At 54.7% G+C, this 16,805-nt stretch carries 12 protein-coding genes and 1 tRNA gene; 7 read left to right on the top strand and 6 right to left on the bottom strand.

All coding sequences use genetic code 11. From position 1 onward, the window contains the following. The first annotated feature begins 7 nt into the window (after window positions 1-7). The 3 genes from AC2T28_RS13735 to AC2T28_RS13725 are packed head-to-tail and all read left to right on the top strand — an operon-like array spanning window position 8 to window position 3,455. A complete protein-coding gene (locus AC2T28_RS13735; protein WP_486748908.1) occupies window positions 8-964 on the top strand; it encodes an ABC transporter permease in 957 nt (318 codons plus the stop codon). Further along, entirely contained in the window at window positions 961-1,818 is an 858-nt protein-coding gene (locus AC2T28_RS13730; RefSeq protein WP_486748909.1) for an ABC transporter permease, read from the top strand. Before AC2T28_RS13735 ends, AC2T28_RS13730 begins: the two co-directional genes overlap by 4 nt. Continuing rightward, window positions 1,818-3,455, top strand: coding sequence for an ABC transporter ATP-binding protein (locus AC2T28_RS13725; protein ID WP_486748910.1), 1,638 nt, complete (start codon window positions 1,818-1,820; stop codon window positions 3,453-3,455). The genes AC2T28_RS13730 and AC2T28_RS13725 overlap by 1 nt, the downstream gene beginning before the upstream one ends. A gap of 215 nt (window positions 3,456-3,670) precedes the next feature. On the opposite strand, the gene AC2T28_RS13720 is transcribed toward AC2T28_RS13725, so the two are convergent. Then, entirely contained in the window at window positions 3,671-4,453 is a 783-nt protein-coding gene (locus tag AC2T28_RS13720; protein ID WP_486748911.1) for a hypothetical protein, read from the bottom strand. A 243-nt stretch (window positions 4,454-4,696) separates the two neighbouring features. On the opposite strand from AC2T28_RS13720, the gene AC2T28_RS13715 reads away from it, so the two are divergent. Beyond that, a complete protein-coding gene (locus AC2T28_RS13715) occupies window positions 4,697-5,533 on the top strand; it encodes an alkaline phosphatase family protein (protein WP_486748912.1) in 837 nt (278 codons plus the stop codon). A 112-nt stretch (window positions 5,534-5,645) separates the two neighbouring features. Next, window positions 5,646-6,185, top strand: coding sequence for a hypothetical protein (locus AC2T28_RS13710; protein WP_486748913.1), 540 nt, complete (start codon window positions 5,646-5,648; stop codon window positions 6,183-6,185). Between the two features lie 3 nt (window positions 6,186-6,188). On the opposite strand, the gene AC2T28_RS13705 is transcribed toward AC2T28_RS13710, so the two are convergent. From AC2T28_RS13705 to AC2T28_RS13695, 3 genes are all read right to left on the bottom strand, one after another. Beyond that, entirely contained in the window at window positions 6,189-7,112 is a 924-nt protein-coding gene (locus AC2T28_RS13705) for an alpha/beta hydrolase (protein ID WP_486748914.1), read from the bottom strand. Window positions 7,113-7,496: 384 nt separating this feature from the next. After that, window positions 7,497-9,392: an acyl-CoA synthetase gene (locus tag AC2T28_RS13700; RefSeq protein ID WP_486748915.1), complete on the bottom strand. Its 1,896-nt coding sequence runs from the start codon at window positions 9,390-9,392 to the stop codon at window positions 7,497-7,499. 196 nt (window positions 9,393-9,588) lie between these two features. Further along, window positions 9,589-11,388, bottom strand: coding sequence for an ABC transporter transmembrane domain-containing protein (locus AC2T28_RS13695; protein ID WP_486748916.1), 1,800 nt, complete (start codon window positions 11,386-11,388; stop codon window positions 9,589-9,591). A 447-nt stretch (window positions 11,389-11,835) separates the two neighbouring features. Here AC2T28_RS13695 and AC2T28_RS13690 point away from each other — a divergent pair, with 447 nt between their 5' ends. After that, window positions 11,836-11,961 carry a hypothetical protein gene (locus tag AC2T28_RS13690; protein ID WP_486748917.1) on the top strand — a complete coding sequence of 42 codons (126 nt, stop codon included), beginning with the start codon at window positions 11,836-11,838 and terminating at the stop codon, window positions 11,959-11,961. Window positions 11,962-12,281: 320 nt separating this feature from the next. Next, window positions 12,282-14,852 (top strand): DUF3857 domain-containing protein, encoded by a 2,571-nt coding sequence (locus AC2T28_RS13685; RefSeq protein WP_486748918.1) that lies wholly within the window; start codon window positions 12,282-12,284, stop codon window positions 14,850-14,852. A gap of 448 nt (window positions 14,853-15,300) precedes the next feature. On the opposite strand, the gene AC2T28_RS13680 is transcribed toward AC2T28_RS13685, so the two are convergent. Then, window positions 15,301-15,374, bottom strand: a tRNA-Gly gene (locus tag AC2T28_RS13680). A gap of 443 nt (window positions 15,375-15,817) precedes the next feature. Beyond that, window positions 15,818-16,708 (bottom strand): LysR family transcriptional regulator, encoded by an 891-nt coding sequence (locus AC2T28_RS13675; RefSeq protein ID WP_486748919.1) that lies wholly within the window; start codon window positions 16,706-16,708, stop codon window positions 15,818-15,820. Window positions 16,709-16,805 lie beyond the last annotated feature (97 nt).

The raw sequence follows: 16,805 nt of genomic DNA, 5'->3' as shown, positions 1-16,805 counted from the left end.
AGCATAGATGCACCCTATTGTTAAACTTGTTGCTCAGCGCTTTGCGCTGGGCATCCTCCTGCTGTTCGCCGCTTCGGGCTTGATCTTTGCAGGCACCATGATCCTCCCCGGCGATGTAGCACAATCCCTTCTTGGCCAAGCTGCGACGCCTGAGAACCTTGCCAACCTACGAGAAGAGCTGGGCCTGAACGAACCCGCGCTTCAACGCTATTTCAGCTGGCTGTTCAACGCCTTGCAAGGCGATCTGGGCACTGCCCTGACCAATGGCCGCGATATCGCCGACAGCCTGAAGGGCCGACTAGGCAACACCCTGTTCCTGGCGTTCTGGGCCGCAGTGGTCGCTGTCCCCCTTTCTATTTTCCTTGGGCTGTTATCAGTCCGCTACAAAGACCGCTGGCCCGACAAAATGATCTCGGCCGTCAGCCTTGCCTCGATCTCGATCCCTGAATTTCTGATCGGCTATGTGCTGATGTATGTTGTGGCGGTGAAACTGGGCTGGTTCCCATCCGTTGCGATGATTTCAGACTCGATGACCCTGTTGGAGAAACTGCACTCAATCGCCCTGCCCATTATCGTGCTGACCTTGGTGGTGCTCGCCCACATGATGCGGATGACCCGTGCGGCAATCTTGAACGTGATGCAATCGGCCTATATCGAAACGGCTGAGCTAAAGGGCCTGAGCACCTTTACCGTGATCCGCAAACACGCCTTTCCCAATGCCATTTCGCCCATCGTCAATGTGGTGATGCTGAACCTGGCCTATCTGGTTGTCGGCGTTGTAGTGGTCGAGGTGGTGTTTGTTTATCCAGGCATGGGCCAATATCTGGTGGACCACGTGGTCAAACGTGACGTGCCAGTGGTGCAGGCCTGTGGTTTGATCTTTGCCGCCGTCTATATCGGCTTGAACATGACCGCTGACATCATTGCCATTCTGGCCAATCCGCGTCTGAGGCATCCAAAATGAAGAACATTCCCCTTGCTGCAATGATCGGGCTGTTCTTCACTGCCCTGTATTTCCTCACCGCGCTGTTTGCGCCGTTGCTCGCCCCCTATGGCATGGCCGAAGTTGTCGGTGATGTCTGGGAGCCGTCCAAGATTGAAATCATGCTTGGGATCGCGCCAGAAGGTTTTACCGAGTCTGACTACTGGCTTGGCACCGACAATATCGGCCGCGATCTGCTAAGCCGGATGATCTATGGTGGGCGTACCACCATCTTTATCGCCACCGCTGCGACGATCATTTCCTTCACAACCGGTTCGATCCTGGGCTTTGTCGCCGCTGTACTGGGTGGCTGGTTTGATCAGGTGATGTCGCGGTTTGTTGATCTGATCATGTCGATCCCAACGCTGATCTTTGCCCTTGTGGTTTTGTCGGTGATGCCGGTGACAATCCCAACCCTGATCCTGGTTATGGGTCTGTTGGATTCAACCCGGGTTTATCGCCTCGCCCGTGCCGTTGCTGTTGATATCTCGGTGATGGACTATGTCGAGGCTGCCCGCCTTCGCGGTGAAAAACTTGCCTGGATCGTGTTCCGCGAAATCCTGCCCAACGCGCTGTCGCCACTGGTCGCCGAGATGGGCCTGCGGTTTATCTTTGCGGTGCTGTTTGTCTCGACCCTGTCCTTCCTGGGCCTAGGCGTGCAACCGCCCGAGGCTGACTGGGGTGGCATCGTGAAAGAGAACAAGGATGGTATCATCTATGGCATCCCTGCCGCGCTGATCCCGGCCTTTGCCATCGCCACGCTGGCGATCTCGGTGAACCTGGTTGCTGACTGGGTGTTGAACCGCACCACCAGCCTGAAAGGAGGACGTGGATAATGTCTGAGACACTTGTAAAAGTCCGCGACCTCAAGATCGGCGCAACCGTCTATCCGCCCGGTGAAAAGCCCCATGACATCGAGATTGTACATGGGATCAGCTTTGATCTGGCGGCTGGCAAGGTGCTGGGTCTGATTGGTGAATCCGGGGCTGGTAAGTCGACCATCGGTCTGGCCGCGATGGCCTATGGCCGCGGTGGTGTCAGGATCACCGGTGGCGAGGTCTGGATCAACGGGCGCGATATCCTGAAGTCTGGCCTTGGTGATGTGCGCAAGCTGCGCGGTGGCGAGGTGACATATGTCTCGCAATCCGCCGCCGCATCGTTCAACCCGGCCAAGAAGATCATGGAGCAGGTGACCGAAGCCGCCATTGTGCAGGGTAAATTCTCGCGCAAAGAGGCCGAGGCCCGCGCGCGTGAATTGTTTGCCAAGCTGGGTCTGCCCGATCCGGACAATATTGGTGAACGCTATCCGCACCAGGTGTCGGGCGGTCAGTTGCAACGCTGCATGACAGCGCTGGCCCTGTGTCCTGAACCGGATCTGGTGGTGTTTGACGAGCCGACCACCGCGCTGGATGTGACCACGCAAATCGACGTTCTGAAAGCCATCAAAGAGGCCATTCAAGACACCGGTGTCGCAGCCCTGTATATCACCCACGATCTGGCCGTTGTGGCACAGGTCAGTGATGACATCATGGTGCTGCGGATGGGCGACACCGTGGAATACGGCAATGTCGACCAGATCATCAACAACCCGCAGGAAGACTACACCAAGGCGCTAGTTTCGGTGCGCTCGATCGAGCACGAGGAGAAGGCCCCTACAGCTGAACCAGTGCTCAGCGTCAAGAACATCACCGCTCGCTACAAGGGCACCAAATTTGATGTTCTGCATGACGTGAGCGTCGATCTGTACCCCGGTCAAACGCTGGCCGTAGTAGGCGAGTCCGGCTCGGGCAAATCCACCCTCGCCCGCGTCATCACCGGGTTGCTGCCTCCACGTGAGGGTGAGATCACCTTTGCTGGGCGCAAGCTGTCATCTGATCTAGATGGCCGCTCGTTAGAGGATCTGCGCGAGTTGCAGATGATCTATCAGATGGCAGATGTAGCGATGAATCCACGTCAGACCGTTGGTACTATCATCGGTCGCCCACTGGAGTTCTATTTTGGTATGCGCGGCGCTGAGAAGCGTAAGCGTATTCTGGAACTGCTAGAGGAAATCGAGCTGGGACCAGAGTTCCTGGATCGCTATCCGGCGGAACTGTCCGGTGGTCAAAAACAGCGTGTTTGTATTGCCCGCTCGCTGGCCGCTAAGCCAAAGCTGATCATCTGCGACGAGGTCACCTCGGCGCTGGACCCATTGGTGGCGGATGGCATTCTGAAGCTGCTGCTGGATCTGCAAAAAATCGAGGATGTGGCCTATCTGTTCATCACCCACGATCTGGCCACAGTCAAAGCGATCTCGGACAATATAGCGGTGATGTATCAGGGCAAGGTGCAGCGTTATGGCGGCAAGACCGAGGTGTTGACCCCGCCGTTTGACGACTACACCGACCTGCTGCTCAGCTCGGTCCCCGAGATGAAACTGGGCTGGCTGGAAGAGGTGATCGCCCACCGCAAAATGGAGAGCGCGGGGAACTGATCTTCGCCTAATACAAACAAGGGTCGCGCCTGACCTTGGGGAGGTGCGAATGCGCCTTCCCGGGGGGAAGGTCAGGCGCGGCCCGGCCTTTCGACCGGCCCCAAGATTGGCTGATCGAGACACTCTTCATCCCGGCCTCGATCTTCGTGATCAAGGTCGGGATTTTCATTTCTCAGCCCATCTGAAAATAGCGCTCGTGCGGTCGCCCGCCTGCCCTATGCAAAATGTCCGACGTTCCAGTTCTTGTTGTCTTTCTTGAACTGCTCATAGTGTTCCCGCTCAACCAATCCTGTGAATTTTTCAGCCTTCAGCGCCCGGAACATGGCCGGGTTAAAGGCTGTTTGAAAACCAAAAATCAATCCAAACGAAGGCAGGCTACCTGCAAACTCACGAAGGCGCTGGTTATGGGTGAATTCCGCAGTGACATTACGGGTGCCGAATTCTAGGCTAAAGGGGGTCCATGCCCGTTCTTTCTGATGATCTGTCGGGAAATCCAGTGACAAAAATAACCGTCGCTTTGATAGCCAGCGATAAAATGTTCCGGGTAGTTTTTTGCCCGAAGTCTCAGCGATCAACTGGACTGGAAAAAACAGGTTCCCACCCGGATCCGTGTCCTCCAGAAAATCCCGCACCTTCTCCCGCACGATGCTAAAGGGATTCCATGCAAAAATATCGGTCATCCAATCGGCACGCTCATCGGTGATCAAATAGTCCGTCAGCATTTCAGACGCACCATTGGCATCACAGTCAAAATGCTCGTAGTGCCAAAACGGGATTTCCGGCATGTCTTGGCGTTTCCGAAACGCTCCGTCTTGCGCCCAGCCAGTTCGGCCAGCGCCAAACATTTTAGTCTTGGTTACTTTTTTTGGCCCGATAAACCCCTCTATAGAATTAGTATACATCACATACAGGCAGGCATCGCGTTTCACCTGACCATCGGGCACCTCACGCAGATAGGTGGTACCGCCCAGCTTCCACTTCATTTTCTGATCGCTCATGCCCTGCCCCTTATGGTCCAGCCCAGCTTGGCATTGTAACGGCCGGAATTTACGCGCAATCTTTCAGGCTCGGCACCGGGAAGCAAGAGATCGCTGTAATTTCAGACCGCCTAGTTAGGACGCTTTTATTCCGCAGGCGTATTCCTGTCGGGTTTCTTACATCTTGGCCGCAAACTGACCAGCCTACTTGCTGCCAACCCCTAGGTTGGGCCAAAACCATGACCGCGAAAAATGGAGCTCGCGATGGACCGTAAACTTCTCCTCATCATTCTGGACGGCGTACCGTATCGCAATTTCCGCCGCCTGTTCGGCAATCTGGAAGGCTGGGTCGACAGTGGTGAGGCACGGGTGTGGAAACACCGCGCCGTGCTGCCCTCGACCTCGGCCAGCTGTTATGCCTCGATCCACACCGGCGTGACGCCGCAAGAACATGGCTGCACTGGCAATGCCAATGTGTTTCGGCTGAAAGAGGATGACGTGTTCAGCCAAGTCCGCAAGGGCGGCGGCGTGACCGGTGGTGTGGCGCACAGCTTCTGGTCGGAATTCTTCAACCGCTCCCCCTTCGACCATGTGCGCGATGTGGAATATGACGAGCCGGACAGCGCCACCATCAACCACGGTCGGTTCCACAGCATGACCGGCTATGGCAAGGTCAACCAGATGACGCCATCGGATGTGGATCTGTTTGCCAGTCTGACCAACCTGTGCCTGCGACATGGGCTGGATTATGGCATGCTGCACACCTGCACGCTCGACAGCATGGGGCACCGGTTCTACCACGACTGCGAGGAAATGGATCACGCCTGTTTTGTGATGGACGAGATGCTGGCGCCGTTTATTCCGCGCTGGCGGCAGATGGGGTATGAGGTGATTGTCACCGCCGACCACGGTCAGGACGAACGCGGCCACCACGGCGGGCGCAGCCCGCTGCAGCAGGAAACCGCGCTGTATTACTTTGGCGCGGCAGAAGGCCCGGATGCGGATACCGTGATCAACCAGCTGCAACTGGCCCCCACTATCCTGTCGCGAATGGGCGCGCCAATTGCCGATACCATGAAGGCTGAGCCGTTTTTGTGGTGAAACCAGCGAACAACAGGCCCCAACGCTAGGGGTCTGCTTTTCAATCGTTGCTGGACCTGAGGGTGAGCGCGCCCTAGCCTGCTCTTAGCTGTCATCAGTGCGGAGCCGTTTCATGAAGTATTGCCTTCCCCTCCTTTTGCTGGGCTGTGCCTCGATGGTGCAGGCTCAGGAACCGGGTTACCGCTTTGACAGTATTGCGCCGGGATCCTTTGTGGTGGTTGGCAGCGATACCGGGCTGGTGCTGGAACATGTGTTCAGCAAGGGCCGGTTGGGCAAGAACATCGTGACGGTGTTCGAAGTTGCCGACGGGCAGAAAACCGAGTTTGCCCGGTTTCAGTTCAATCGCGATGGCCAGTTGATCAAGGCCACCAAGGCGAATGGTGGAAGTCAAAAGTACAAGCCTCATGGCTGTACCAACGTGATGGGGCAATGCAGCTATACAGTGGTCTATTCGGATGGGCGACGCGAAGACCGTGTGCAGAGCATGCAGGCTCAGGACCAAGGCTATCAAATCACCACATATACCGATGATGGTGCGCTGATTTCACAGACCTACAGAACCGATGACCCTTACGGCTGGCCGCTGACCAGCACCGATACCCGAAACGGTCAGACCGTGGTGTTTAAACGGCTGCAGAGCTATTATCAGTAGCGGTTAGTCGTAGGGCCACAGCTCCTGCCCCAGCGCCTCGATTGCGACCGAAATCCGTTCAAAGCTGTTTCTGGCACGGGTCACCGTGTGACGCGCGCGCAGATAGCCATGCACCAATCCGGGTTCATTGATCCAGTGCGCCTGACCTCCGGCCTCGTGAATCTTCTCGGCATAGACCTTTGAATCATCACGTACCGGGTCGCAGTCGGCGGTGACCAGCACCGTGGGTGGGAGATCTGAGAAATCGCGATCCTTCAACGGCGCGCTGGTTGGGTCTGCTTCCGGTGGTGAGCCCTCAAATCTCAGTTCATGGTAATACAGACATTCTTCGCGGGTCAGCATTGGAGCATGCGAATGCTCGATGAAGGATCCAGTGTTACAGTCACTTCCCAATCCCGGATAAATCAGCACCATTCCCATCACCCGCTGGAGTTTTCCACGTGCGTGATGGGCAACTGCTGCGGCCAAATTCCCGCCGCCACTGTCGCCAACCAGAACAAGGCCCTGTTCAAACCGATCCTGCGCCCACTGGGTTGCAGTCCAGGAGTCATTAAAGTTGGCCGGGTGTTTGTGTTCGGGAACCAACCGGTAATCAACCGAGATCACGCGATAACCGGTCTGCGCACAAATTTCAGCGCAGACATCATCGTGGCTCTCCAATCCGCCAACGACCAGGCCGCCGCCATGAAAATACATAATTGTCCGGGTGGGATCACCTGCCCAGTAATGACGCACCGGAACGCCGTTTGCTGACAGGTCTTCGGTTTCCACCCCGGCTGGGTGTGCAGCATGAAAGTCGCGGCACATGGCGTCATAGACCACGCGTTGCTCGTCGATGCTCAGATCAACCGCGTCATCCGGGTAGCTTTCGCAGGTCCTGCGAATAAAGGCCCAGGTTTCGGCATCAATCAGTTTTTCGTAATCCATCCCAGACCTCTAAACCGAGTTTGACTGAGCCTAGATCAAAACCGCCCCAAACCCCAAGCAAAGAAATCCCCACATGGCAAAGCACGTGGGTTCACACCGACAAGGCCGCTGCCTGTCGGTTGTCATCGTTGTTGATGATCAGTGTAGATAATATGTCGTCTGGTCAGAGTTAAGAATGGCGGTACCGCCAAGCGGATACGGACGGGGATCAAACCCCGCGTGCTAAACGTTGTCTCTGCGCGCCCCGGTGATGATGGGACCCTGTTCCAAGTGCCGGGGTTGATAGGCCCGGCGGTATTCGCGAATGACGGGTTTTTGCCATACAAATGCGAATTTCGCGTTACAGGGGCGTACGCTGGGTGCGCAACACCCCTGTAGATTGGCCTATTCCGCAGGCAGATGCTCCCACGGACGGGTGAAGCTGCCCAGTACCGATGCGATCTTGGTGTCATCAGCACCGTTGGCCGCGACCTGGGCCACCAGACCACGTTTCTTATCGTCGATAACGCTTTCAACCCGCGTTGGCAGCCCGGCCTTCAACAGGGCCTCGTTGTAGACACGGGTGATGGCGTTGCGGCGCAGATCCGGTTTGAACACCTTGCCCACGGCGGTTTTGGGCAGCTCATCCAATATGGTCATGTGCTTGGGGATTGCGGCGCGTTCATGCACGTGTTTTTGGCAATACTCCATCAGCTCTTCGGGCGTGACAGAGGCCCCTGCGACCAATTCAACAAAGGCACAGGGCAGCTCGCCTGCGTGGGCATCTGGCTGGCCGATGGCACCGGCAAAGGCCACCGCCTCATGGCCCAGCAGCGCCTCTTCGATCTCGGCGGGGTCGATATTGTGACCACCCCGGATAATCAGGTCTTTGGCGCGGCCGGTGATCCACAGATAGCCATCTTCGTCGATACGCCCCAGATCGCCGGTGCGCAGGTATTTGTCGAAGTAGTACAGATCTGCGTTCTTGGCGGCTTCGGTATAGGTGTTGCCTGCGAATACACCGGGATTGGACACACAGATTTCGCCAATCTCGTCCTTTGCCGACTCAACGGGGCCATCCGCTGTACCTTTGACAATTTTGACATCCGTATAGGGGAACGGAATACCAATCGAGCCGATTTTCTTCTCGCCTTCTGGCGGGTTACACGACACCAGACAGGTGGCTTCGGTCAGGCCGTAACCTTCGACGATGCCAATGCCTGTTGCCTTCTCAAACCGGTGAAACAGCTCAACCGGTAAGGGGGCCGAACCGGAAAAGGCAGTTTTAACAGTGGAGACATCCGCATCGACTGGACGTTGCATCTTGGCCGAAATGGCGGTGGGAACGGTTATGATAAAGGTGATTTTCCAGCGCTCGACCAGTTTCCAGAAATTGTCGAACACGCCCTCGCCGCGGTAGCCTTGCGGTGTGGGGAAGACAACATGCGCGCCCGAGGCAATGGTGGGCATCAGGATGACGTGGCAGGCAAAGACGTGGAACAACGGCAGCGGACACATGATGTTGTCGCTTTCGTTAAACAGCAGCTTGTTGCCAAGCCAGCCGTTGTACATCATGCCGGAATACTTGTGCTGTGCCACCTTGGGCATGCCAGTGGTGCCGCCGGTGTGGAAGTAACAGGCCACCCGGTCCTCGGTGCTGTCGGCAAAGCTGAGCGAGGTGGGCTGTTTGGCTAGTTCCTTGTTGAAGTTCTTGTAATCCGCATGGGCTGCGCGTTCGCGGTCGTCCATCTTGGGCCGGATCAGCGGTACGATCCAGGACTTGGGCGGGGTCAGATAGCGGTTCAGGTCGACCTCAAGCACGGTGTTGACGCCCGGCGCATGGCGCACGGCCTCGGCCACCTTTTGTGCCACTTCGGTTTTTGGGAAGGGTCTGAGTGTGACCACCACCTTGGCCTTGGTTTCGCGCAGGATCGACGCGATCTGTTCCGGCTCCAGCAGTGGGTTGATCGGGTTGACGATGCCGGCCACCGCGCCGCCCAACAGGGTGTGGATGGTCTCGTGACAGTTGGGCAGCACATAGGCGACCACGTCTTTCTCGCCGACTCCCAGCGAGCGGAACAGGTTTGCGGCTTGGGTTGCCTTGTCCTTGACCTGGCTCCAGGTCAGCGTTTCGGCTTTGTCAGTCGGGCCAGAGGTGATTTGATAGCTGACGGCCTTGTTGTTGGGGTACTTCCCAGCAGTCCGTGACAACAGGCCATATAACGAGACCGGCATGTTCCGATCAGTAAATGGCATTTCACTTTCTATCGCGTTGCGATCCTCAAACCCGGCAAATGCCATGTTGTCCCTCCCCTGCGCCCGTCTATGCGGGCCTGTCCGTTATGCGCCTAAGATGGGGGGAAACGCACAAAGGCGCAAGCATAGGGCGAAGTTCACCTAAAGGAAGCTGGGATGTGACGCTGCGCAATTTGCCAGCAGTCAACAAAAAAGCCCCGGATCACTCCGGGGCCTTGGGTAATTTCACATGTCCGTTGGGCTATTCAGCCGCCAGACCTTCGGTAAACTGCAACCGGGCCAGACGGGCATAAAGGCCACCTTCGGCAACCAGTTGATCATGAGTGCCCGTGGCAGCAACCCTGCCCTCTTCCAGCACGACAATCCGGTCGGCCTTTTTCACCGTGGCCAGACGGTGTGCCACGATCAATGTGGTCCGTCCCTGGCACAGGTTCTCAACCGCGGCCTGCACCAAACGTTCGCTTTCGGCATCCAGTGCCGAGGTGGCCTCGTCCAGCAGCAGAACCGGCGCGTCCCGCAAAATGGCACGGGCGATGGCGATGCGCTGTTTCTGCCCACCCGACAACATCACGCCGCGTTCGCCAACAAAGCTGTCATAGCCATCGGGCAGTGCGGTGATGAAGTCATGTGCCGCAGCGGCCTTGGCGGCGGCTTCGACCTCGGCATCGGTCGCGTCTGGTCGGCCAAAGCGGATATTGTCACTGGCGGATGCAGCAAAAATCACTGGGTCTTGGGGCACCATCGACATCGCTTTGCGGAAGTCGTCCCGCTGCAGATCTGGCAGGGCAATGCCGTCTAGTTTAACTGCGCCTTGGATGGGATCATAGAACCGCTGGATCATCTGAATGATGGTGGTTTTGCCAGCCCCTGACGGGCCAACAAAGGCCACGGTTTCACCGGGCTTCACGGTAAGCGAGACATCCTGCAGTGCCGAGGTTTCGGGGCGTGAGGGATAGTGGAACGACACATCGTCAAAAATGATCTCGCCGCGTACCGGATGTGAAAGCGGTTTGGGGGTGGCTGGGTCTTTGACATTGTCCTTGGCATTCAACAGCTCGATCAACCGGTCCGTCGCCCCCGCTGCGCGCTGCAGCTCGCTCCAGATTTCTGACAGGGCGGCAACCGAGCCTGCAACCAAGACCGCGTAGATTACAAACTGGATCAAGGTGCCTTCACTCATCAGCCCGGCGCGGACATCATTTGCGCCCATCCAAAGCACGCCAACAACGCCGGAAAACACCAGGAAGATCACGATCACGGTCAGATAAGCGCGGGTTTTGATCCGGCGCTGTGACACCTGATACGCAGTCTCGGTCATCTCGGCAAACTGGGTACGGCTGGCGGTTTCATGAGTGAAGGACTGCACAGTTTGCACAGCTGTCAGAGCCTCGCCGGCATTGCCCGACGAGGCGGCGATCCAGTCCTGATTTTCACGGCTGATCACCCGCAGGCGACGACCCAAAACCAGAATGGGCACAATTACCGCGGGTACGATCAACAGCACCAAACCGGTCAGTTTGGCCGAGGTCAGCAACATCAACACCATACCGCCCATGAACAAGAGCATATTGCGCAAGGCAATCGACACCGACGAGCCCAGAACGGACTGAATGAGCGTGGTGTCGGTGGTGATCCGGCTGAGCACTTCGCCAGTCATGATCTTTTCAAAGAATTCGGGGCTCATGCCGATGACGCGGTCAAACACCGCCATGCGGATATCAGCCACTACGCGTTCCCCCAGTCGGGTCACCAGCGCATAGCGCAGCCCGGTGCCCACCGCCAGTAAGGCAGCGATAGCCAAAGCCGCCAGGAAATACTGGTTCAGAACCTCGGTGTCGGAAAGGCGGAAGTTGTCGACCACCCGGCGCACAGCCAATGGCAGCGTCAGCGACAGGCTGGCGGTTAGCACCAGGGCACAGGTCGCCAGGGTCATCAGCAGCCGATACGGCTTCATGAAGGGCCACAGGGCGCTCAGAACGCCAATTTTCTTGGAACCTTCCCGCTCTTCTTGGGCATTGGGTGCGGTTTGCGATCGCGCCATTTGGGATCCTTTAGTCAATCTTGTCGGCATGCTGGCCGTGCCTTGCATATGGCATTGGTTCATGACCCTGCAATTGATGCAGGTCAAGCGGCCAAGTGCCGCGCCCGGCTTCCGTGCCTGGAAACTTCGCCTGCTAAACGGCGTTGCGCGGCTTAAAACCACAAGCCGGCGCAAGCTGTTGTCTATTAATTAATGGTAGACCCACATTCAAACTGGCCGGAATGAAAGGTCTGTATTTTTAGCTTCCCCTGCCACATTGAGGCGAGTAGCAAGCCCACGAAGTGCCACATAAATTGACCATCTGGCTTCCGGCCAGGTCCCCAGATTTCATTGCTTGCATGCAATTGATGCGCAATGTTTACCGTGCTGCTCGTTGTCCCAAGCATTGAGAACCAAACCGCCAATGAAAGGTCTTAACAGGTAAGGACAAGCGGTGAGCGTCGCAGTTTGGATGATCTGGATGCCGGGATTGACCAGGTTGTGCGCAAGTATGGGCAGATCATTTCAGCTGGCAATATCTCAGAAGCTCTACATCACAGCATTGTACAGGAAGCCACATTGCGTTCGGCATGACAGATCAGGGCTGCGGGGCATTTATTGATGTGCCGCAGCGGTCCTGTGCTGTTGGACTAGCCCCAACAGCCCGTGAAAACCCGAGATGATAGCACACAAATTATCGCTTTCTTGGTCGGAAACCAAGTAATCTATGTAGGGATAAAGTGCAGGCGAAGCGGCTTGGACAATGAACTGACGTTCGCGGCCGTCGGCCTGGCGGGAAGCTATGTGCTTGCAATTGAAGCTCTAGTTCCCATCAAGAGATCGCTGAATATGAGAATTGATTGGTGATTGGGAATCTGGCATTGATGCGATCAAGCACTTTTTGAGGAATGAATTTGCGCAATTTTATTATTGCGGCGTTCAGCGTCGCTATTACTTTTTTGTCGTCGGCAACGGCACAGGAAATCAACGAATATCTCGCCATTGGACCAAGCGCGGATTGGGTTAGATTGATCGACCGTCCGACGCAAGATTTTGAGTTGGGTGGTGACAGAGATATAAATTACCTACTCGTCGATAGGCAGTCCAGGTACAGTGACACAGAAGCGGAAAAATACGCTCATTATGCCGATCAACTATTGACCCCTAACGGTGTTGAACGGAGTTCGACCATATCGGTCGATTTTGACCCTGACTATCAAACGGTAACCTTCCACCGCCTGCTTCGCGTTCGGGACGGCGTAGAAGCTGATATCCTTGATCCTTCTAGGTTTGACATCTTTCGTATCGAGACCGACCGGGAAAAGCTCATTTACAATGGGACGCTGCAGTTATCCTATCTGATTCCAGATGTGAGAGTGGGCGATATCCTAGACTATTCCTTTACGGTGAGCGGTAAGAACCCAGCAATCGGGCCCCACTATGTGCGCGGCCTTCAACATAGTTTTGGAGTTCCCGTCCAACATCATTTTCAACGCGTGCTGTTTCCGAGTGAAAATGAGATCCACGTCAAAACACTGGGTGAACCGGAGCCGCCCAGTATTTCACAAATTGGCCAAATGACGGAATATGCCTGGGATCAAAAAAATGTTGCGTCTGTGTCGGCTGAATCCGACACTCCGCCATCACATTTTTCTTTTCCTACAACGCTGTTCAGCACCTTCGACAGCTGGCAGGCGGTTGGCACTTATTTTGCACCTTTCTATGACGTTACCAATCTGAACTCGGTAGAGCTCCAGAAAATCGCCTCTGACATCCGGTTGGAGCATAAAGATCCGGCGGCGCAACTGCGCTCAGCATTAGCATTTGTACAGCGCGAAATTCGCTATCTTGGAATCGAACTTGGCGAGGGTGGGTACATTCCACGCCAACCCGACGAGGTGCTGCGCAACCGATTTGGCGATTGCAAGGACATGACGCTTCTCTTGATTGCCCTTCTCGCTGAATTAGACATCAAAGCGGTCCCGTTTCTTGTCAATATAGAAAACACCGATGCGATTGATGCCGTAATTCCCTCTCACGGTGCTTTTGACCATATCGTAGTCTCCGCATCACTGAACGGACGGACCTACATTCTTGATCCGACGCGTGGCGTACAGCTTGGCGATCTCGACCATCTGCAACAGGGTGATTTCGGCAAGGGCGTTGTCGTTGCCGAACACGGACCTGGTTTGATTGATGCACCTGTACCAATGCCCGAATTTTGGAAGGATATCACTGACACTTACGATGTTGTCAGCGAGCCGGATGCCGTATTGCTGACCAGTGTTTCAAAATACCGTATGGGTCAGGCCGATCGGATGCTGGCATGGCATTCTCGTGATGGGGCGGCCGCTGTTCAAAAATCCTTCTTGGAGTATTTTCAGAATTCGTTCCCTCAACTCGAACAATTGGGGAAACTCAAGCTGGAAGTAGATGAGGTTACCAGTGAAGTTGCTTTCACGGTTAAGTATCGCATTCCAGATGCCTGGCAGAGTGGGGATGCCCCTGACACTGAGTTCTTCTATACTCAAGCCGATGATGCGCTGCAGGACATCCCAACATTTATCGGTGCAACCCGTAAAGAGCCTTACAAATTTCCGCATCCGATACGCACCAGGCAAACACTGAAGTATATACTGGATGACACTTGGGCCATAGACAACGAATTTGAACTCATCAGTAAGCCTGCATTCAAGTTTTCTCGGACCGACGATTTTACCAACAATATTTACACGATGGCTGTCACTTACGAGACCCGGTCAAATGAAATTGCTGCTGAAGATTTCAGCGAAACGATGGCTGCCATACGGGAAGCCAGAAACCTGGTCGGCGTATCGCTGAACATTGACAACAGTATCCAAGCCAATCCCGTCGATACTTGGCTCCCTGAGGATGAGGATCTCGAGACGACAATTCTTCTCTGGTATTTTGGGGCATTCTTTTTGTCGCTGATCGTCGCGCTCAAATTAGCTCAGCGTCAAGATGCCACTCTGGCCGAGCAAATCTACTATCCGGTTTCAATTACAAAATTTTCTGTCATGGCCACAATAACACTAGGAATTTACCCTTTGTTCTGGACCTACATGAACTGGCGCTGGGTTAAACAGGTTGGCTCAGAGGATATTTCACCAGGCTGGCGCACATTCTTTATGTCCTTAACCAATTTCAGCCTATTTCCACGAATGGCCAGCAAACCAGGTGGAAATGATTGGTTTAGCTACGCAGGAATACCACTTGCTGTTATTCTCTTGCTGGGAGAAACGATCGACTATTTCTACAACAACACACCTGAGGCGCCTGATTGGCTGTTTCTGTTGTCCATGGCGTCTATGCTCGCTTGGCTGCCGGCCGTGGCCCATGTCAACAAGTTGAACCAAAGCCATCCTGCAAGCCTGCAACGGAATTCCAAGTTTGGATGGCCAGCCCTTGGAATGCTCGCGTTGTTTTCTCCAATGTTTGGGTTAATGGTCTACGGTTACCTATGAGCAATTAGTGGCGTTATTACGGACTGCGCACGCCCACTGTCATCTTTTATGGGACCAACATTCACGAAGTTAACAATAAACTCCCTGCCAAGTGTCGTTACGTGAACTCGGGTAGGGCAAGTGCTCTGACCAGCCGTAAGCAGCGCAGCACCTGAAGGTCCGCAGCGGGTCGCCTGCGGCCTGTTGTTCTGGCAGCGCCAGTATGATTGGGCAAAGCCAACTTCCTGCGCATTGCTAACGCGCGAGAGCACCCAGGTCGCACCTGCAGCGAGCTGCAGCATGATCCGGATAGCCGACATTGCCTCCTTAGTTAGAGGGATAGAATTCGCCGCTTCCCCTTCCTACTCAGCTCAAAAAAGACAAACTGCAGCAAGGGTTGGGGTGACCTCGCCGATCAAACAGCAACAGCTAACACCATCTATACTCAGCGGAAATTTTGGGAGATAGTTGGAGCGGGCGGCGGGAATCGAACCCGCGTCATTAGCTTGGAAGGCTAAGGTCTTACCACTACACAACGCCCGCTCAACTGAGGCACGTCCTATTTCAAAGAAAAATGGAGGTCAAGCCCGGCTGCGTTTTCTTTTGAAGTTAACGTAAGTTTTTTTACAGCGGTCCACATAGAACCCGGCCCGTCACTTTTCTAGCTGCAGCGTTTGCGCCCCTCATCCGGCTTTAAATTGATCGAACAAACAAGTGTTTCGCTACTAAGCAGAACCGTTGTTGAGCAAAAACCTATAGACCCAAGCTCGCATACTGATGATATCCGTCTCCCTGATCCGGCGTTGAGCCTCCCCTATTGAAAAGGGCTACCTTATGACTAGGAAAGCGGAATTCCGGAGATGCAATTAGGGGCCCCTAGCCCGAAAAGTTTGTCATAAATTACGGCCGACTGAACTACTTTGGGTAAAGGCATGCGCAGGAAATACAAACGGTGCGCACGCATCCAGTTTGCATTACCCAGATTGTCAAACTGAGTTCATTGTCATTTCCCAGTTTACGGAAAGAATGACGTTCTTCAGCTTTTCAGCATACTCCTGAAATGGTGATTTTTCTCGCAACAACAAGTTCACCTCACGCCAAGCGGTCAGATCAGAGATCTCTCTGAACACAAGATCCGAAGGGGCAATATGCAACACGGCCTTGGGCAGTATAGTCACCCAATTGTCAGAACGAACCATCGCGATAAGTGACAGGGTATTTCGCGCGGATAGATCTGTGTGAGACGTCAGCTTTTGAAAAGTCGCAGACTTAATCGATAAGCACAGATCATTCCTGATGAACTGACCAGTAACCACATCTGCCAACTCGACTGGCCCTTTCGCAAGTGCAAGCCGGTGCCGGGGAGAACAGACGAGGCCGAAACGATCCGAAAACAGTTTAGTCTGCTGAATTCCATTCAGGGTGTGGTCATTAGAGGCAATACCGATATCTGCTTTACCCCGGCTCAGCGCATCAATGACTTGCTGTGAATCAGTGTCGCGCAACTCAATTCGTGTACCGGGGCAGACACTTTGAAATTTTTGGACCATAGACGGGAAGACCAGCCCTGCAACCGACGGAACCGACGCCACACGAACCAGCCCCTGAGGTGAGACCGCTGCCGTCTGAATGGCTTTGATGGTGTCATCAAATTGGCGTAGTTCGGTGCGGGCCAGTTCAAAAATCTGATGCCCGACAGGCGTCAGTTGGCTCTTTCTGTCACTCACAAACAACCGCTGATTCAGATGTTCTTCCAGCTGTTTAAGCATCATCGAGATTGCTGGCTGGGTTCTCCCTAACCGGATTGCGGCATCTGACAGGTTCCCGGCCTCGGCTACTGCACTGAAACAGCGTAACATTTCAATCTTGATCGCCATAACTTCAAAATTCCTGAAATTTGATTAAGTTAATTAAATTTGACTGATATCATCCGACACGTCCATGCTTTTCCCAAGTCAAAATGTAGGAAAACTG

Source organism: Parasedimentitalea nitratireducens (genome assembly GCF_057444295.1).
This window is presented reverse-complemented; position numbering and strand designations above follow the sequence as displayed.